Here is a 16,072-nt window from a genome sequence, read left to right as displayed (position 1 = left end):
ACGGAGAGCCTGATGACCGACGCCCCCGCCCCGTTCACGAGCGACGACTACAAGGCCCGCATGGCGCACGCCGCCGGATCGGCCGCCGACGCCGGACTCGCCGGACTGCTCGTGGCCCCCGGCCCCGACCTCGTCTGGCTCACCGGCTACCAGCCGACCGCGATGACCGAACGCCTCACGCTCCTGGTGCTGCGCGCCGGACATGACCCCGTCATGGTCGTCCCCGTGCTGGAGGCACCCGACGCGTCCGCCGCCGCCGGCGCGCCCGCGCTGACCCTCCGGGACTGGACCGACGGCCAGGACCCCTACGCCGCGGTCTCCCCGCTCCTCGACACCGCGGGCCGGTACGCGCTGAGCGACAGCACCTGGGCCATGCACCTGCTCGGCCTGCAGGAGACCCTCCCGGACACCTCGTACGCCGCGGTCACCAAGGCGCTCCCGATGCTCCGGGCCGTCAAGGACGCCGCCGAACTGGCCCGCGTCGCCGCGGCCGGGGCGGCCGCCGACGCCGCATACGAGGAGATCAAGAAGGTCCGCTTCGCGGGCCGCAAGGAGACCGAGGTGGCCGCCGATCTCGCCGACCTGCTGCGGCAGTTCGGCCACTCGCAGGTCGACTTCACGGTCGTCGGCTCGGGCCCCAACGGCGCCAACCCGCACCACGAGGCGGGCGAACGCACCATCGAGCACGGCGACATGGTCGTCCTCGACTTCGGCGGCCTCAAGCACGGCTACGGCTCCGACACGACCCGGACCGTGCACGTCGGCGAACCCAGCGCCGAGGAGCAGCAGGTCCACGACGTCGTGCGCGCCGCGCAGGAAGCCGGCTACCAGGCCGTCCGCCCCGGCATCGCCTGCCAGGAGGTCGACCGCGCGGCCCGCCGCCACATCGCGGACGCGGGCTACGGCGAGTACTTCATCCACCGCACCGGCCACGGCATCGGCACCACCACGCACGAACCCCCGTACATGATCGAAGGCGAGGAGCAGCCCCTCGTCGAGGGCATGTGCTTCTCGATCGAACCCGGCATCTACCTACCGGGCCGCTTCGGGGTCCGCATCGAGGACATCGTCACCGTCACCGCGGACGGCGGCCGCCGCCTCAACAACACGCCCCACGAGATGGCCATCGTCGCCTGACCCGGCTCAGTCCGGCGCCGCGGACTCGGCCACGGCGTCGTCCAGTTCGGCGCGGAAGCGGCGCGCCGCCCGGCGATCCCCGGCGCCGGCCCGGGTGATGTCCAGGAACACGTGGTCCAGGTGCGGCCAGCGTTCCCGGATCCCCTGCTTCAGCCGTCCCGACATCGCCTCGACCCCGGCGCTGTCCAGGCCGTCGGTCAGGTCGATGCGGACGGCCAGCAGGGTCGAGTGCAGGCCGAGGCGCATGGTCAGCAACTGGGTGACGACGTCGACCTCCGGCTGCGCGGACAGGTACCGCAGGATGTCGCGCTGCAGCCCGGCGTCGACCGCCTCGCCGATCAGCTGGTCCCGCGCCGCGCGCCCGAGCCGGTACGCGGTGAACACCAGCAGCAGGCCGATCGACATCGACGCCGCGGCCTCCCACGCCGGGTTGCCCGTGGCCATATGCAGACCGAGCCCCGCCGCGGCCAGCAGGACACCGAGTACCGCGGTGCTGTCCTCGGCCAGCACCGTGCGCAGCGCCGGGTCCGGCACGGTACGCATCTGCCGCAGCACCGGGACGCCCGCTTCGCGGGCCTGCCCGCGGACCTGCGCGAGGGCCCGGAGCAGCGAGGCGCCTTCGGCGAGGAGGGCGATGCCGAGGACGGCCAAGCCCGCGGTGTACGCGCCCACGTCCGGCTCGGCCGTCTCGCGCAGCGCCTCGAAGCCCTGGAAGAACGAGTAGCAGCCGCCGACCACGAAGATGCCGACGGCGGCGAGCAGCGACCAGAAGTAGCGTTCCTTGCCGTAGCCGAACGGGTGCTCGGTATCGGGCGAGCGGCGGCTGCGGGCCAGCGAGGCGAGCAGGAAGCCCTCGTTGAGGCAGTCCGCGCCCGAATGCGCGGCCTCGGAGAGCAGCGCGGGGGCGCCGGCGACGGCACCTGCGACTGCCTTGGCGACCGCGATCACCGCATTGGCGGCCAGCGCCACCCAGACGGTCAGGCGGGTGCCCGCATCGTCCGCGGACGCGGACGTGCGGGCATGTCCGTGCACGTCGTCGCCTGCCATGTCGGGCAGCTACCCGGGGGACCGCAGCGCATTCGACCGCGCGGCGGCTCAGGGCTTGCGGGGGCGGCGCCGTATGCGCGAGCTCATGTTGCCGAACCCGGGGAACTCGTGGGGAGTCATCCGGCTCCCGTCATGCGGCAGCTCGGACGGTTCGCGCTCCTCCGGATGCGGCCCCGCGGCGGTCCAGGTGTCGGCGCCCGAGCCCGAGCCCGAGTCCGTGCGCGCGTCGGCGCCGGTGCCCTCGTCCGGCTCGAGCTGCGGGCTCGCCTCGGATGCGTTCCGGTGGTCGGGGGTGTCCCACGAATGCGCGCGGAACGGCGGCGCCTCGGGCGGCGGCCGACGGCGGTGGCGTACGCCGTGGACGACCGGGAGGATCAGCAGCCCGGCGATGACCGCGACGGCCAGGATCGCGAGCGCGACGGTCCCGGCACTCGGGGCGGCCAGGTCGGCAAAGGCGAGGGAAGTCATGCCCGGCGGCTACCCCCGGGCTCCTCGATGACCCGCCGGGAGCGCTATTGGATCATCCGGGACCGGACGGGACCTGGAAGCCGATCAGGCAGGTGTCGTCCTGCGGGTTTGGCGTGCCGAGCGTCTTCATCACGTGTGCCACACACGCCCGGACATCGTCGGCCGGGCCGTCGCGGACCGTGCGGACCAGACGCGACAGGCCGCGTCCCAGGTCGTCTCCGCGGTGCTCGATCAGACCGTCCGTGTACAGCAGCACGACGTCGCCGGGCGCGACACGGACCGCGGTCGAGGCGTACCGGGCCTCTTCGACCGCGCCCAGCACCATGCCGGACGGCGGCGTGAGGACGTCCGGTACGCCGTCCCGCACCCGCAGCGGGGGCAGATGGCCGGCCTGCGCCCAGGTGAAGACCCCGTCCACCAGGTGGCCGCACACCGCCGTCGCGATGTAGTCCGCCCGCTGGTGGCACAGCATGCGGTTGAGCCACGCGAGGATCTGTGCAGGCTCGGCGCCCGTGTAGGCCATGCCGCGCAGCGCGTGCCGCAACTGCATCATGCCCGCGACCGCGGGCAGGCCGTGCCCGGACACATCGCCGATGGCCACCAGTGTCCGGCCGTCCGGCAGCCCCGCCACGTCGTACCAGTCGCCGCCCACCCGGGCCGCGGATTCGGCAGGAATGTAGTGCGCCTCGAAGCGGATGTCGGCGGGGACGCTCTCCGGTGACCGCACCAGCGCCTGCTGCAGGGTCAGGACCGCGTCGTGCTGCACCTCGGTCCGCCCGCGCTCCTCGACCAGTGCGCTGCGCGCCGCAGCCAGGGCGTCCTGGGTGCGCCGCCCCGCGGTCACGTCCTGCAGGACGCCGCTGACCATGAGCGCCGACTCGGCATCCGGCCCGGGGGCGGCCTCGGCGGACGCCCGTACGCTGCGCACGCCGCCGTCCGGCCGGGCGATCCGGAACTCCACCGTCTGCCGCCGGTGCTCGGTGAGCAGCTTGTCCCAGGCGGTCGTGATGGCATCCAGATCGGCCGCATTCACCAGTTCGGCGGCCTGCCCCAGTGTCGGGAGCGCGGCCGACTCGGGCAGCCCGATGATCTCGAACACCTCGGGTGAGCAGGCCAGTTCGCCGGTACCCACGGCGTAGTGCCAGGTGCCGATGCGGCCCAGCGACCGGGCCTGGGAGAGCTGCGCTGCGTGGCGCTCGTCCTCGTCGTGGATGCGCCAGCTCACCAGCAGGCGGTCGAGGAAGCGCACGGCACGCAGCGTCATCGTGGACGAGTGCAGCGCGCCCGACACCAGTTCCACGAACTGCTCGGCGAGCCCTTCGTAGGCGACACCGGTCGCCTGGACCTCCAGGAGCCGCGCGAAGACCCCCGACTCGACCATGCCCGGGTACAACTCGCTCATCCGGCCGCCGGTCAAATCCTCGGCGGTCCGGCCGGCGAGGTCGACGGTCGCCGAATTGGCGTACTCGACGCGGAAGTCCGCGACGGCCCGCGGCCCGTCGTCCGCACGCAGCGGCACGAGGATCAGCATCGGGTCGAGCAGGGTGTCCACGAACGCGCGGAACCACATGGCGCCGCCCGGACCCGCCTCGCCGGGCGCCGCCCCCGCGCCGATCCGCGCCAGCGCCCGGGCGCACAGCCCTGCCAACGAGTGCAGGTACGCCATGGCGTCGGCGTCGTCCAGGACCGCATCCGTCCCCGGGAAGGACACCGCGACCGAACCGAGTGCGGCACCGTCCGGACCGGACAGCGGAAGCGCGCACAACCCCGCGCCGGGCATGAGCCGCCCCGCGGCCAGATGTGGATAGCGGGCGGCGAAGTCGGCCTGGTCCCGGATCCGCACCGGACGCTCCGTGCGGACCGCGTCGACGAGCGGGATCGAGGTCTGCGGCGGGATGCGGTGCCACTCGCTGACGCGTGCCATCGCAACGCCGGACGTGCCCACGAGCCGCAGCCCGCCGTCCGGTTCGAGGGCCGCGACGGCCACCGCGTCGGCGCCCAGGACCGCGGCGCATTCGCGGCACAGCAGCCGGGCCAGCTCGTCGGCGTCCGCTGCGGCAGCCGCGGCGGCCGCAGCCACGTGGTAGCGCGCCGCGAAGGCGTCCGGCGCGTCCGCGGGTTCCGCGGCGTGCGGTTCCGCGCCGCCTGTCGTGCGGTCGTGAGCGGAGGGCCGGGCTGCGCGGGAGCCCTCCAAGTCCGGGGGAGCGGGGGGATCCGCGGCGGCCGGCGCGCCCGGCGCGGCCGCGGCCCGGTCCCCGGCCGGCGGCGCGACCACGCCCAGCAGGTCGGCGGCGACGTCCACGAGCTTGGTATTGGTGTCCTGGGACAGCTGCGCCAGCTCCGCGAACGCCTCGTCCGCGGAACACCCGCGGCGTGCCATCAGCACGCCCTTCGCCTGTTCGATGACCGCGCGCGACCGCATGGCCTGCCGCAGTCCGGTGACCTCGCCGCGCAGCCGGTCGACGGTCGCGGCCGTCACCGGATCCGGCGGCCCGCCCTCGGGAGGGCCCGGGTCCGCCGCGGTTCCGTACACCTCGGCCATCATCACTCCCGGCAGGGCGGCACCCGGGGCCGGGCACCGAACCCTTTTCAGCGTAGGCCGGGACGCGGCACGGTTCCTGGAGACGACACACCGAGCGGCACCGCGGCCTGGACGACCTTCCCGTCGCGCTCGGCGGTCACCCGGATCCCGCGGGTCAGCCGGGCGACGATGATCAGCCCGTAGCAGGCGCGCAGCCCGTCGGATCCGAGCCGCAGCCGGTCGCCGCCCCGGTCGTGGACGGCGACCTCGATGGTCTCGGCCGTCGGGTACACGGTCAGGCGGCACGGGCCCGGCGCGTGCCGGCACGCGTTGGCCACCAACTCGGCGATCACGAGCAGGACGTCCTCCAGTGCCGTGCGGTAGGCGCCGCGCGGCGACGCGAAGGCTGCGGCAAGGGCGGGGACGGCCTCGGCATCGGTGAGAAAAGACGCGGCCGCCAGGCGTGCCGTGCGCACCGAACCGGCCGAGCCGTCGAGGTCGACGACCAGTCGCCGGCCTTGGACGGCCCCGGGCCGGTCCGTCCGGTCGTTGCGGAGGATCCGGACGAGCGGACTCGGTGGATCGCGCCACGTCATGCCACGGCTCCGGGGGGTCCGGCCGGCACGCGCGCGTCGGCCCGGGGACGCTCCGCCGCAGAGTCCGGCTCGGAGTCCGTCTCGGGGTCCGCCTCGAGGCGCTCGCGCAGCGTCGTCATAGTCGCGCTGAGCAGGCGCGATACGTGCATTTGCGACAACCCGAGCTGCTCGGCGATGTCCCGCTGCGACAGGTCGCCCCAGAAACGCAGTTCGAGCATCCGGCGCTCGCGGTACGGCAGCTCGGCCAGCAGCGGCTTGACCGCGACCCGGAACTCGACCAGTTCCAGCTCGACGTCGTCGGAGCCGAGCCGTTCCGCCAGGGGGATGCGCGTCAGCGGACCGCCTCCGGGGTCGGGATCGTGGCTGCCCACGTCGAGCGAGTCGACCATGTAGCCGTGCCCGGCGTCGCGGCCCTCGCGGACCTCGGCGGCCGTGATGCCGAGCTCCGCGGCGACCTCGTCGTCGGTCGCCTCGTGCCCGTTCGCCTGTTCGAGGTCGTCGGACGCGCGCGCCACGGCCATGAAGCGTTCCTGCAGGCCGCGGGTGACGTGCAGCGGCCAGGACGTGTCGCGGAAGAACCGCTTGATCTCGCCGGAGATGGTCGGCAGCGCAAAGCCCGGGAACGCCACGCCGCGCTCCAGGTCGAACGCGTCGATCGCCTTGATCAGGCCGACCACGCCGGTCTGCAGGATGTCGTCGTACGGCTCGCGCCGATGCGAGAACCTGCGGGCGACATAGCGGACGAGCGGCATGTTGAGTTCGACGACCACCGCCCGCAATTCGCCGTGCAGCGGGTCGGCCGGGTCCAGTCGGCGCATCTCCCCGATGAGCTTGTCGCTGACGGCCCGGGCCTCGTCCTTGGACATGCGGCGCAGTTGAGCCTGGCTATAGCGGGGGCACGCGGTAACGCGCGGGGTCTCGGGGAGGGCGGACATGGCGTCGGCTCCTTGCGGATCCTGAGTCCACGGGATCACCGGCGCAGCGCAGCAGGGCGCGCGCAGGGTTGTACATCGTGGAAGGCCTCCGGACACCCGACTGCTTCGGGCGGGCGGCAGACCCGGCACGAGAGTGCCTGGCGGACGGACATATACCGTCCGGCGGTCGAGCCCGAGAGGGCTCGCCAGCCATAAGAGACCCCTACCCGCTCTCGAGACCCTGACACGGCCGGCGCGGCCCGGACATTCCCCAGGCCGGCCGAGCGGCGCGTGCCTAGACCGGTTCGGGCTGGGGCTCCGGGTCGGGAGCCGGTCCGGGACCGGGACCCGGGTCGGGCGGGAGCGGACCGGGATCGGGCGGGAGCGGGCCCGGATCGGGCACCGGCTGGGGCTGGGGGTCGGGCGGCGGGAAGCGTCCCGGCGCGGGCGGCTGCGCGTCGGGGTCGGAGGGGAACGGGATGGTCATGGCCGGTCCTTTCGCGGAACTTCGGCACGCGGAGGGGTGATCCGCGCGCCGGCTGGTCACGGAGACTGCGGATCGGGCGGCTTGCGGTGCCGCCGCTGCAGGCGGTCGGCGAGCGCGGTGGCGGCGAGAAGCAGCGCGAGCCCCCAGCAGGCCGTCCAAGCGGCGATCAGCACGGCGACTCCGGTGCCGAGTGCGGCGGCGAGCAGGAAGACGCCGACGACGACGAGCAGCGCCGCGCAGCGCATCCGTATGCGTCCGTCGGACCGGGGCCGGCGGACACGTCGAGGCTGCATCGTGGCCAGCATCCGGGTCAGCCGCCGGTCCACGCTCAGGGCGGCCTCGATCTGCGCCAGCAGCTGCGTCTCCCGAGGGGATAGTCCTGACCCGTCCATCGAACTCATCTCCACGGCGCGTTTCCTTCCGTCACCGTCCGCCGCTACCCGGGTCCGGACGTGCGACACGCGGCAATGCGGCGCGGTTCCGGCATGTCCCCGGGTACTTCGCCGCGGGCCGATAGCGGCGGCGGTCCGCGGGTAGCGCCGGATCATGACCGGCATCCTCAGCTTCGGAGTCGAGGAGGAGTTCTTCCTCGTCGACCGGGCCACGGGCAGGACCGTCCCGCGTGCGCCCGAAGTCCTGGCCTGGGGGCGCGACATGATCGGCGGAGACCTGCAGGCGGAATTCCTGCGTACCCAGGTGGAGACGGCCACCCAGCCGACCTGCGAGCTGGACGCGCTGCGGCGCGACCTCGTCGCGCTGCGGCGTGCCGCGTCGGCAGCGGCCGCGTTCGCCGACTGCCGCCTCGTCGCGACCGGCACCGCCGTCCTGCGCGGCACGCATGCCGCGGTCCTGACCGCAGGGCCGCGCTACCGGCACATGGCCGAGCGGTTCGCCGCGGTCGTCGGCGCCCAAGGCGACGGTGTTTGCGGATGCCACATACACGTCGGGATCGGCGACCGCGAATAGGCGGTGCGCGTCGCCAACCACCTCCGGCCCTGGCTGCCGACCGTCCAGGCCCTCACTGCCAACTCGCCGTTCCTGGACGGCCGGGACAGCGGATATGCGGCGTGGCGGCCGATGCAGTGGGCGCAATGGCCTACCGCCGGCCCGACCCCGCTGTTCGCGGACGCCGCAGCCTACGACGTCACCGCCGACGCCCTGGTCGCCTCGGAGACGCTCATCGACCGGCGCATGATCTATTGGTACGCGCGGCTGTCCGAGCAGCACCCGACGCTGGAGATCCGCGTCGCCGACAGCAACGCCGACGTGTCCACGACCGTGCTCGCCGCCGCGTTGGTGCGCGGACTGTGTGCAGGCCTGCTGGACGATGTCCGGGCGGGCCGCGACGCGCCCGCGCTCCCCGACCAGTTGCTGCGGGTCGCGCATTGGCGGGCCGCTCGCGACGGCCTTGCCGGTCAGGGCATCGACCCGGCCACCGGCCGATGCGTCCCGGCTGCGCAACTGGCCCGGGCACTGCTGCTCCGGGCGCGCCCCGGGCTCCTCGCCGCCGGGGATTTCGACGCCGCGGAGGGCCTCCTGAAGTCGCTGCTGGCGGCCGGCGACGGCGCGCGCCTCCAGCGCGCGGCCTACCGCCGGCACGGACGGCTGCAAGACGTGGTCGAGACGTTGGCGGCCTGCACGGAAGCCGGTTCCACCGACGACGGCTGCCGGCCGGCTCCGGCCCGATCCGCACACGTGTGATGTTTCCCGCCGCCCGAAGCGGCTAGCCGCTGGACGGAGCGGGCGGGCGTCGCGCGCCCCGCGACCGGCGCCGACCCGTTCGGCAAGGCGCAACACCTCGCACCGCAACACCTCGCACCGCAACACCTCGCACCGCAACACTTCGCACCGCAAAACCGGAAGGGGCGGTTTCCGTGTCCGCAAAAGTCTCCGACTACATCCTGCAGCGGCTGCGTGAATGGGACGTCGAATACGTCTTCGCCTACCCCGGCGACGGCATCAACGGCCTGCTGGCGGCCTGGGGACGGGCCGGCGACCGGCCGCGGTTCATCCAGGCCCGGCACGAGGAGATGGCGGCGCTCGCCGCGGTGGGCTACGCCAAGTTCTCCGGCCGCGTCGGCGTCTGCGCGGCGACCTCTGGCCCCGGTGCGATCCACCTGCTCAACGGGCTCTACGACGCCAAACTCGACCACGTTCCGGTGGTCGCGATCGTCGGGCAGACCGACCGCAGTGCGATGGGCGGCTCGTACCAGCAGGAAGTCGACCTGCTGAGCCTGTTCAAGGACGTCGCCGGCGAGTACTGCCAGATGGTCACCGTCCCCGAGCAACTCCCCAACGTGCTCGACCGGGCGGTGCGCACCGCCTATGCGCGGCGCACCGTCACCGCCGTGATCCTGCCCAACGACGTACAGGATCTGGACTACGAACCCCCCTCGCACGCCTTCAAGATGGTGCCGTCCAGCCTCGGCATGGCGCATTCCGCGCCGGTGCCCGCCGACGAGGACCTGAGGCGCGCCGCGGCCGTCCTCAACGCGGGGGAGCGCGTCGCCGTCCTGGTCGGCCAAGGCGCACGCAACGCCCGCCCGCACGTGGAGGAGCTCGCCGAACGCCTCGGCGCGGGCGTCGCCAAGGCGCTGCTCGGCAAGGACGTCCTGCCCGACACGCTCCCGTATGTCACCGGCGCGATCGGCCTGCTCGGCACCCGGGCTTCCTACGAGCTGATGCGCGACTGCGACACCCTCCTCAGCATCGGGTCCAGCTTCCCCTACACGCAGTTCCTCCCCGAGTTCGACCAGGCCCGCGCGGTGCAGATCGACATCGACCCCTTCATGGTCGGCCTGCGCTACCCCTTCGAGGTCAACCTGGTCGGCGACGCCGCCGCGACGCTGGAACGGCTCATGCCGCTGCTCGTCCGCAAGGAGGACCGCAGCTGGCAGCGCACGGTGTGCGAGAACACCGAGCGCTGGTGGGAGGTCATGGAACGGCGCGCCGCGGTGAGCGCCGACCCCGTCAACCCCGAGTACGCCGTGCACACGCTCGACCACCTGCTGCCCGACGACGCCATCATCTGCGCCGACTCGGGCTCCGCGGCGAATTGGTACGCCCGCCACCTCCGCATGCGGGGGACCATGCGCGGCTCGCTGTCCGGCACCCTGGCCACCATGGGCCCCGGCGTCCCCTACGCGATCGGCGCGAAGTTCGCGCACCCGGACCGCCCGGTGATCGCCGTCGTCGGCGACGGCGCGATGCAGATGAACGGCCTCGCGGAGATGATCACCGTGGCCAAGTACTGGCAGGAATGGGCCGATCCGCGCCTGGTCGTGTGCGTCCTGGACAACCGCGACCTCAACCAGGTCACCTGGGAGATGCGCGCCTTGCAAGGCGCCCCGCAATTCCTGCCCTCGCAGGAGTTGCCCCCGGTCCCGTACGCGGACTTCGCTGCTGCCATCGGGCTGCGCGGCTTCCAGGCGGTCGAGAAGGACGCGGTCGCGCCCGCGTGGGAGGCCGCGCTGGCCTCCGACCGGCCGTGCGTGCTGGAGATCCGCACCGACCCGGCAGTGCCGCCCATCCCGCCGCACGCCACCTGGGACCAGATCGAGTCGGCCGCGGAAGCCGTGCTGCGCGGCGACAGCGACCGCGCCGCGGTGGTCAAGCAGGGGCTCAAGGCCAAGCTCCAGGACTTCCTGCCCGGCGGCAAGTCCCCGCACCGCAAAGACTCGTGAGCCGAGGACTCACGTGCTCACGGCCGGCCGCCCGTCGACCGCCCGCGGCCGGCGATCATGTCGCGGGCGCGGTCGACGAGCCCCGGTCCCGGCGCGAGCATCCTGTCCGCGCGCGGACGGCCGGTGTGCGGATGCGGAGGGCCCGAGGCGTGCGTCTTGGCGTACTTCATCCGGCTTCCCAGCCCGGCGAGGTACTCGGCGTCGCAGGACCGGGCCAGACGCGGGAACACCAAGGCCTTCTCGTCCTCGATGTGGGTCCGGACCAGGAGCGCCGCCTGGGCGACCAGCACGTCGAACCGCGGTTCGTCAGCGGGACGCCCTTCGAGGTCCCGCAGGATCCGCTCGACCTCGGCATGCACGGCGGCCGCCTGATCGGCCAGCGCAGCGCCGCCGGGCACGCACGCGCGGATTGCCGGGTAGAGGTACTCATCCTCCGCGACGGCGTGCTGCACCAGTTCGAGGGTGACCGCGTCGGCGAGCGCGCGCCTGCCCGGATCCCCGTGCGGAAGCGCTTCGAGCCGCTGGAACAGCTGCTCGATCTCGTGGTGGTCGGCGGTCAGCTCGGCGATCATGTCGAGTCCGTGCGTCATCGCGGGTCCTGTCCTGCACAGGCGTACGGCCGGACGCCGCACACTCGCTCGGCCGCTGCCCGCCGCCCGCCTCCGCCACACGCGCACTCCCGCGGAGGTTTCCCGCATTCCGCTTCCCGCTGCGCACCGCCCGCCTCCCACCCGTCCGGTTCGCCGGGGCCTTCCCGGGTAGCCGCTGGGCGCTGCCGGCCCGACCGGGCCGCAGCCGCGCCCCCGCAGGGGAGCCGCGCCGCCGACATCGCGAGGAGACCCGGACATGGGCAACGACACCGGGCGGGACCGCAAGGACGAGCAGCTCGAAGCCGCCCGCGAGGCGGACCCCGAGGGACGGCTGACCACGAACCAGGGCGTACCGGTCGACGACGACGACAACACGCTGCGGGCCGGCGACCGCGGGCCCTCGCTCCTGGAGGACTTCCACTTCCGCGAGAAAATCACCCACTTCGACCACGAGCGCATCCCCGAGCGCGTGGTCCATGCGCGCGGCGCCGGTGCCTACGGCTACTTCGAGGCGTACGCGGCATACCCCGAGCTGACCCGCGCGCACTTCCTCGCCGAAGGCGGCCGGCGCACCCCGGTGTTCGTCCGCTTCTCCACCGTGGCCGGCTCGCGCGGATCCGCCGACACCGTGCGCGACGTGCGCGGATTCGCCGTGAAGTTCTACACCGACGAGGGCAACTTCGACCTGGTCGGCAACAACATGCCGGTCTTCTTCATCCAGGACGGCGCGAAGTTCCCCGACTTCGTCCACGCGGTCAAACCCGAGCCGCACAACGAGATCCCGCAGGCCGCGTCGGCCCACGACACCTTGTGGGACTTCGTCCGCAACCAGCCCGAGACCACGCACATGATGCTGTGGGCGATGTCCGACCGGGCCCTGCCGCGCAGCTACCGCACGATGCAGGGCTTCGGCGTGCACACCTTCCGGTTCGTCGCTGCCGACGGCACTGGCACGTTCGTCAAGTTCCACTGGAAGCCCCGCCTCGGCGTGCACTCGCTGGTGTGGGACGAGGCGCAGCGGATCGCCGGTCTCGACCCGGACTTCAACCGCCGCGACCTGTGGGAGGCCATCGAGGCCGGCGCGTACCCCGAGTGGGAACTCGGCGTGCAGCTCGTGCCCGAATCCCGCGAGCACGACTTCGACTTCGACCTGCTGGACGCCACCAAGCTGATCCCCGAGGAACTGGTGCCCGTCACGCCGCTCGGACGCATGGTGCTGGACCGCAACCCGGACAACTTCTTCGCCGAGACCGAGCAGGTCGCCTTCCACACCGCGCACGTGGTGCCGGGCATCGACTTCAGCAACGACCCGCTCCTGCAGGCCCGGCTGTTCTCCTACCTCGATACCCAGCTGATCCGGCTCGGCGGGCCGAACTTCACGCAACTGCCGGTCAACCGGCCGCTCGCCGACGTCCGCAACAACCAGCGCGACGGGTACCACCAGACGCGGATCGACGTCGGGCAGACTGCGTACAGCCGCAACACCCTGGGCTTCGGCTGCCCGGCGGCGGCCGGCCCCGAGGACGGGTACCGGCACGCCCAGGAGCGGGTGGACGGCGAGAAGGTCAAGCGGCGCAGCCCGAGCTTCGCCGACCACTTCAGCCAGGCGGCGCTGTTCTGGCGCAGCATGGCCGGCTGGGAGCGCGACCACATCGTGGCGGCTTTCACTTTCGAGCTGGGCAAGTGCGAGACCGCCGAGATCCGGCGCGACGTCGTCGCCCAACTGGCCCACGTCGACGCCGAGCTGGCCGGCCGCGTCGCCGACGGCCTCGGCCTGGACCGCCCGGCCGTCCTGGAGACGCCGGCCCCCGAGCCGTCCCCGTCCCTGAGCCTCGACACCCTGGGCGGTGACCTGGGGATCGCCACCCGCAAGATGGCGGTCCTGGCCGCCTCCGGGACCGAACCGGCCGAACTGGTGCCGGTCGTCGAGGCGCTCTACGCCCGCGCTGCGGTCTGCGAGATCGTCGCCGCCGACCCGGCGAGCCTGGACCCCGAGGCCACCGGAGCCGACAAGGACGTCGTGCGGCGCCCGCTCGCCACGGTCGACTCGCCGCTGTACGACGCCGTCGTGGTGCCGGGCGGCGGCGATGCCGTGGAACGCCTGGCCACCGACGACGACGTCCTCCGCTTCGTGGCCGAGGCATACCGGCACGGCAAGGCCATCGGCGCGGTCGGACTCGGCGCCGGAGTGCTGTCCGCGGCCGGGGTGCCGGACGACGCGCCCGGCGTGGTCGCCGACCCCGGCCTCACCGCCGAGGAAGTGGCGGCGAACTTCGCCGACGCCGCGGCGTCCCGGCATTGGGACCGCCCGGCACGCGGCTGACGCGGGGGCCGGTCGGCATCATCGCGGGCGCCTGCGCGTGGCGGCCAGGACGATCGCCGCGGCGGTCGCTGCCGCGCCGCCGATGTACATCACCGACGACGTGCCCAGGCCGTCCGCGGCCCGGCCGCCGGTGAAGGCGCCGAGGGCTATAGCGGTGTTGAACACGCCCACCAGGAGCGCCGAGGCCGCCTCGCGTGCCTGGGGGACGGCCGCGAGCAACCAGCTCTGCACGCCGACCGACACCCCGCCGTAGGCCAGGCCCCACGCCACCAGCAGGACCGCGGCAGCGACCGCGGAGTCTCCGAGTGCCGGGACGAGGAACACGGTCGCGGCGAGCAGAGCGGACAGGACCAGCAAAGTCCCGCGCGGCGATCGCGCCGCGCCTGCTCCGGCTGCGAAGTTGCCGACCACGCCCGCGAGTCCGTATCCCAGAAGCAGCACGCCGACCAGCGCCGGACGGATGCCCGCGACCTCCTCGAGCACCGGCCGCACGTAGGTGTAGGCCGCGAAGTGCCCGGTCACCAGCAACGCGACCACGGTCAGCGCGACCCGCACCCGGGCGTCCGCGAGGGGTGCGGTCAGCCGCGGGCGCGCGGTCTCGGGCGGCAGCGCCGGCAGGGCCGCGGCCAGCGCGGCGGCGACCAGCAGCCCCAGGACCCCGGCGGCCGCGAACGCCGCACGCCACCCCAGCCATTCACCGATGAACGCCCCGGCCGGCACGCCGAGCACCGAGGCCACCGCGATGCCGCTGAACACGAGCGACGTGGCCGCGCCGACGGACCGGGCCGGAACCAGGCGTACCGCGATGCCGGCCGCCAGCGCCCACACGCCGCCCATCCCGATGCCGACCAGCACCCGGGCGCCGGTCATCACGGCGAAGTTCGGCGCCCACGCACCGATCAGGTTGCCGACGCCGACGAGCGCCATCAGCAGGCACATCACGCGGCGCCGCTCGTACCGGGCGAACAGCGGCGTCAGCACGGGCGCGGCGACGGCCGCGGCCAGGCCGGTCGTGGTGAGGGTGAGCCCCGCGGTCCCCTCGGAGACGCCGAGCGCGCCGCCGATCGGGGTGAGCAGGCCGACGGGCAGCATCTCGGAGGTGACGACGGTGAACGTCCCGGCCGCGACGACCGCGGCGGCGGTCCAGCCGCGCCGCACGGAATGGCCGGGCCGATCGGGGCGATCGGAGGGTCCGGGGTGATCGAAGGGTTCGACGTGATCGGTAAGAGCCATGCCGCCAGGCAACCGCCCCGGCGGACGCGGAACAACGGGCGATCTCTCATGCTTTCGATGAGTACGGCTCATCGGTCCCGGCGAGCCCGGACGGCAGAAAAAGGCGGTACGGCGTGGCAGGCGGCATCGAGATCAGGGAGATCGAGGCGTTCCTCGCGCTCGCCGAAGAGCTGCACTTCGGGCGCACCGGCGAGCGCCTCTACATCTCGCAGAGCCGGGTCAGCCAGCTCCTGCGCGCGCTCGAGCACCGCGTCGGGGCACGCCTCGTCGAGCGCACGAGCCGGCGCGTCCGCCTGACGCCGCTCGGCGAGCGCTTCCGTACGCAGCTGACACCCGCGTACGCGGCGCTGCACAGCGCCCTGGACGAGACCCGCGCGGCGGCCGGCGAGGTCGCCGGAGTCCTGCGGCTCGGCTTCCAAGGCACCGCGAACGACCAGCTCATGGAGGCCGTCGCAGCCTTCGAGGCCCGCCACCCCGGCAGCGCCGCGGAGATCGGCGAGGTGCCGCTGAACGATCCCTTCGGGCCGCTGCGCCGCGGCGAGGTCGACGCGGCGGTCGTCATGCTCCCGGCAGAGGAACCCGACGTGGCAGTGGGCCCGGTGTTCTCCCGCCAGGCACAGACCCTGGCCGTGTCGGTACGCCACCGCTTCGCCGGGCGCGATGTGATCGACGCCGAGGAACTCGCCGCCTGCGAACTGATCACCGTCGCAGGACCGGCACCCGGCTACTGGCGCCGGGCCAACGCGCCCGAACTCACCCCGTCCGGACGCGGCATCCCGTGCGGTCCGGCCGTCCGCACCCTGCAGGAAGGCCTCAGCATGGCCGCCGCCGACCGCGGCGCGATGCTCCTGTGCCGCCCGACCGCCGAGTACCACGCGCGGCGGTCCCTCGTATTCGTCCCGGTCACCGGGTTGCCCGAATCGGCCCTGGCGCTGACCTGGCTGCGCAGCGGTGCGGCCCCCTCCGCAAGGGTGGCCGCCTTCGCCCGCGCCCTCCGCGACGCCACCGCAGCCGACCCTGCCTCCGTCGGCGGCTAGGTCGTGTCTGTCGGATCTTGGTGCCGCTCGTGTGTT

The 16,072-nt window shown here is 73.4% G+C and carries 13 protein-coding genes and 1 pseudogene; 5 read left to right on the top strand and 9 right to left on the bottom strand.

The features are described 5' to 3' along the window. The first annotated feature begins 12 nt into the window (after positions 1–12). A complete protein-coding gene (locus LZ495_RS08660; protein WP_235051422.1) occupies positions 13–1,137 on the top strand; it encodes an aminopeptidase P family protein in 1,125 nt (374 codons plus the stop codon). Between the two features lie 6 nt (positions 1,138–1,143). On the opposite strand, the gene LZ495_RS08655 is transcribed toward LZ495_RS08660, so the two are convergent. From LZ495_RS08655 to LZ495_RS08625, 7 genes are all read right to left on the bottom strand, one after another. Next, the gene (locus tag LZ495_RS08655) at positions 1,144–2,184 is read right to left on the bottom strand and encodes a cation diffusion facilitator family transporter (protein ID WP_235051421.1); all 1,041 of its coding nucleotides are present in this window, start codon (positions 2,182–2,184) and stop codon (positions 1,144–1,146) included. 48 nt (positions 2,185–2,232) lie between these two features. Continuing rightward, the gene (locus LZ495_RS08650; protein ID WP_235051420.1) at positions 2,233–2,652 is read right to left on the bottom strand and encodes a DUF6479 family protein; all 420 of its coding nucleotides are present in this window, start codon (positions 2,650–2,652) and stop codon (positions 2,233–2,235) included. Between the two features lie 52 nt (positions 2,653–2,704). Next, positions 2,705–5,197 carry a SpoIIE family protein phosphatase gene (locus LZ495_RS08645; RefSeq protein ID WP_235051419.1) on the bottom strand — a complete coding sequence of 831 codons (2,493 nt, stop codon included), beginning with the start codon at positions 5,195–5,197 and terminating at the stop codon, positions 2,705–2,707. Between the two features lie 44 nt (positions 5,198–5,241). Then, positions 5,242–5,769: an ATP-binding protein gene (locus LZ495_RS08640; RefSeq protein WP_235051418.1), complete on the bottom strand. Its 528-nt coding sequence runs from the start codon at positions 5,767–5,769 to the stop codon at positions 5,242–5,244. Continuing rightward, positions 5,766–6,704, bottom strand: a complete 939-nt coding sequence (locus LZ495_RS08635; RefSeq protein WP_235051417.1) for a sigma-70 family RNA polymerase sigma factor — start codon at positions 6,702–6,704, stop codon at positions 5,766–5,768. The genes LZ495_RS08640 and LZ495_RS08635 overlap by 4 nt, the downstream gene beginning before the upstream one ends. 274 nt (positions 6,705–6,978) lie before the next feature. Further along, positions 6,979–7,170, bottom strand: coding sequence for a hypothetical protein (locus tag LZ495_RS08630; protein WP_235051416.1), 192 nt, complete (start codon positions 7,168–7,170; stop codon positions 6,979–6,981). 56 nt (positions 7,171–7,226) lie between these two features. Further along, positions 7,227–7,571, bottom strand: coding sequence for a DUF3040 domain-containing protein (locus LZ495_RS08625; protein WP_235051516.1), 345 nt, complete (start codon positions 7,569–7,571; stop codon positions 7,227–7,229). Positions 7,572–7,716: 145 nt separating this feature from the next. On the opposite strand from LZ495_RS08625, the pseudogene LZ495_RS08620 reads away from it, so the two are divergent. Both LZ495_RS08620 and LZ495_RS08615 read left to right on the top strand, forming a co-directional pair. After that, a pseudogene (locus LZ495_RS08620) lies at positions 7,717–8,871 on the top strand (carboxylate-amine ligase). A gap of 173 nt (positions 8,872–9,044) precedes the next feature. Then, positions 9,045–10,853: a thiamine pyrophosphate-requiring protein gene (locus LZ495_RS08615; RefSeq protein ID WP_235051415.1), complete on the top strand. Its 1,809-nt coding sequence runs from the start codon at positions 9,045–9,047 to the stop codon at positions 10,851–10,853. A 17-nt stretch (positions 10,854–10,870) separates the two neighbouring features. On the opposite strand, the gene LZ495_RS08610 is transcribed toward LZ495_RS08615, so the two are convergent. Continuing rightward, on the bottom strand, positions 10,871–11,443 hold the full coding sequence (locus LZ495_RS08610; RefSeq protein ID WP_235051414.1) for a hemerythrin domain-containing protein: 573 nt from the start codon (positions 11,441–11,443) through the stop codon (positions 10,871–10,873). Between the two features lie 256 nt (positions 11,444–11,699). On the opposite strand from LZ495_RS08610, the gene LZ495_RS08605 reads away from it, so the two are divergent. Next, entirely contained in the window at positions 11,700–13,766 is a 2,067-nt protein-coding gene (locus LZ495_RS08605) for a catalase (protein WP_235051413.1), read from the top strand. An 18-nt stretch (positions 13,767–13,784) separates the two neighbouring features. Here the strand turns inward: LZ495_RS08605 and LZ495_RS08600 are convergent, their stop codons facing one another. After that, on the bottom strand, positions 13,785–14,999 hold the full coding sequence (locus LZ495_RS08600) for an MFS transporter (protein ID WP_268822493.1): 1,215 nt from the start codon (positions 14,997–14,999) through the stop codon (positions 13,785–13,787). A 113-nt stretch (positions 15,000–15,112) separates the two neighbouring features. Here LZ495_RS08600 and LZ495_RS08595 point away from each other — a divergent pair, with 113 nt between their 5' ends. Then, the gene (locus LZ495_RS08595) at positions 15,113–16,036 is read left to right on the top strand and encodes a LysR family transcriptional regulator (RefSeq protein WP_235051412.1); all 924 of its coding nucleotides are present in this window, start codon (positions 15,113–15,115) and stop codon (positions 16,034–16,036) included. Positions 16,037–16,072 lie beyond the last annotated feature (36 nt).

It is taken from the genome of Yinghuangia soli (assembly GCF_021502675.1).
Classification (GTDB): Bacteria; Actinomycetota; Actinomycetes; order Streptomycetales; family Streptomycetaceae; genus Yinghuangia; species Yinghuangia soli.
This window is presented reverse-complemented; position numbering and strand designations above follow the sequence as displayed.